General features: G+C 44.4%; 2 protein-coding genes and 1 pseudogene. 2 read left to right on the top strand and 1 reads right to left on the bottom strand.

The window, feature by feature from the left end; genetic code table 11:
• Both RMO35_RS07615 and RMO35_RS07610 read left to right on the top strand, forming a co-directional pair.
• Positions 1 to 144: pseudogene (locus RMO35_RS07615) on the top strand (nuclease); the annotation flags it as partial.
• Positions 145 to 285: 141 nt separating this feature from the next.
• Positions 286 to 1425 (top strand): ATP-grasp domain-containing protein, encoded by a 1140-nt coding sequence (locus tag RMO35_RS07610; protein ID WP_309739869.1) that lies wholly within the window; start codon positions 286 to 288, stop codon positions 1423 to 1425.
• On the opposite strand, the gene RMO35_RS07605 is transcribed toward RMO35_RS07610, so the two are convergent.
• On the bottom strand, positions 1417 to 2411 hold a 995-nt coding region (locus RMO35_RS07605), incomplete at its 5' end, for a protein kinase domain-containing protein (protein WP_309739866.1). The two genes, RMO35_RS07610 and RMO35_RS07605, sit on opposite strands and share 9 nt — an antisense overlap.

The following is a 2411-nucleotide window of genomic DNA, read 5'->3' as shown; positions in this document are numbered from 1 at the left end:
GCTGAGGCGCACAATCAAGCCGTTGTCAGAGGTGCAGATCGATCGAGCTTTTTTGCCCTGCTCGAACGCGAACTAATTAAGACTGGCATCAAAAATGTCGGTACATCCTATAAGGAGACCAGAAAGCGCGGTAGTGTCGCTTAAGCTGTTGGATAGTGGATAGTGGATAGTGGATAGTGGATAGTGAATAGTGTTAATACTTAGGAGTAAGTTTTGAGAATATTTCATCAGTCTTGATGCCCCAGGGAAAGGTGTGAGTTTAAGAACTACTAAAAACGATAATTAATGGTTAAGTGTCAAAAAGTATATTTAATTGTTAGTAATGCTGAAGCAGGTACTTTAGAATCTTTACCAGCTACCGCCCAGATGGAAATTATCGATAGCGATCGTCTGATGCAAACTGACTTGCGGTTTAGCAAAGATGATAAAGTTTGTATTGCCTCAGAAGCTGCTCTCGATCGTACCATCTCCAGGATCGACGATCCGGTGCGGGTCAAAGCGATCGCACTCTTGAAAAACAAGTATGCCTTCAGACAAATCCTCGCTACTATCTATCCAAATTTCCAATATCAATGTATCCAAGCTCATCAAATTCCAGACCTGCAAATCGCGCAAAAATCGGTAATTAAGCCAGTCAAAGGTGTATTTGGTACTGCGGTCAAAATTATCGATCGCGATACCGATTTGACCGAATTAGCCACCACACTGCAAACCGAACTCACCAAAAATACCGCACTGTTTTCTCCGAGCGTCCTCTCGACTACAGATTTTCTGGTCGAGAGCTATATTGAGGGTGAAGAATATGCTGTCGATATGTTCTATGACTCTGGTGGAGCGGCTTGTATTGTGAATATTTACCATCATCCCCTACCGCTAAATCCCGCATATTTACACGTTATTTACTATTCTTCGCAAGCAGTATGCGATCGGATATATACCAAAGCCAAGCATTTTTTCACCGAACTCAATCAGATTCTCGGTGTCACAAATTTACCGATTCATGGTGAATTTAAGCTCGATGACGTTGGCGGAGCCTCTCTGAAGGAGAATCGCTTGATGCCGATCGAACTTAATCCATTGCGGTATGGGGGCATGGGACTAGGAAATCTAGTTTTTCACGCCTTGGGTGTCGATCCTTATGCCCATTTTGCTGAAGATCTCGAACCTGATTGGCAGCAAATCTGGCAGGACAACCAAACCAGCTTATTCGCATTTCTGTTTGCTTATAATGGTGCCAAGATCGATCGTAGTGATTATCGACCAAATCGCAAAAAACTCAAACAGCAATTCACCAAAATTATCCTCGAACGAGATTTTGACTACCAAACTCAGTTAGTGTTTAGTATCTATATTCTCCAAGAAACCAGCCAAAATTTAGCTAGATTATTGCAGACTGAATTTGATGATTTTTTTGAATTAATTTAAGTTTTTCTTAGATATTTGCCGCTGAAGACTAGCAACTAATTTGGGCTTGAGTGATTCTAATTCCTCTTTGAGCGATCGCTTGCTTTCCTTAATTTGACCGTGCGTAGCAGGGCTATTTTGGCTTTCTAACGACCATTCTTTGAGCAGTTGGATTTTGCGCAGTGGCACCCGCCCCTCGATCGTACAGACGCAGCGTTCGTCGCCCTCAAGGGCAAATAAGATCAAGCGATAGGCACCAGTTTGGGTGAGAATTTGCAGTGTTTTTTCGCCGATCGGTTTTTTGAGATCGAGATAGCAGGGCAACATCCGATGTTGTTGCTCGGTTTGGTAGAGCGTTGTCAGCCACAGTAGCATCGGATGGGGCGAACCCACGAATAAAAACTGCGAATGTGGCTTATTGTTGCGATATTTCTCGATGTCACTGCGCGAGAGCATGATCCACATCGTTGCCAATTGCGTATTTTGATGATCGATGAGCTGAGGAAAGACAATTTCGGCTCTGGGCTTATCTTTTGGCCATACACTTTGCAGGCAGATCGCTTCGACAGGGGTGACTTGGGCAGATGGGCGAACTTCGTTAGAAACGAAGCTATTGGATAGACTAGCAGATCGATCGGGTACTTGCTCGATCTGAGTCAGGATATTGAGTACTTCCGTGACACTGCTGGGACGTTGTGCGGCAGTTTTAGCCATGCACTGATTGACAATATCCATCAATGCTGGCGGTAAATCTAGTCTGGCTTTGACTTCGCTAAATGATTTGGGTTTTTGGTAGTGATGCGACTGAAACCATCCTTCAAAGGAACTGGCTTTGGGCTTGAGGGGGAGTTCCCCTGTGAGCATCTGAAACATCATGATGCCCAAACTGTAGATGTCTGCCCGATTGTCCAAGGTTTTGCCATCCATCTGTTCGGGAGAACAGTATGCTGGCGTACCCATAAAGCCAGTCGGCGAATCATCGGATTTGAGCAACGCAATCCCAAAGT

It is taken from the genome of Chamaesiphon sp. OTE_20_metabat_361 (genome assembly GCF_031364565.1).
The sequence above is the reverse complement of the archived record's forward strand: the minus strand, read 5'-3'. Positions and strand labels throughout refer to the sequence as shown.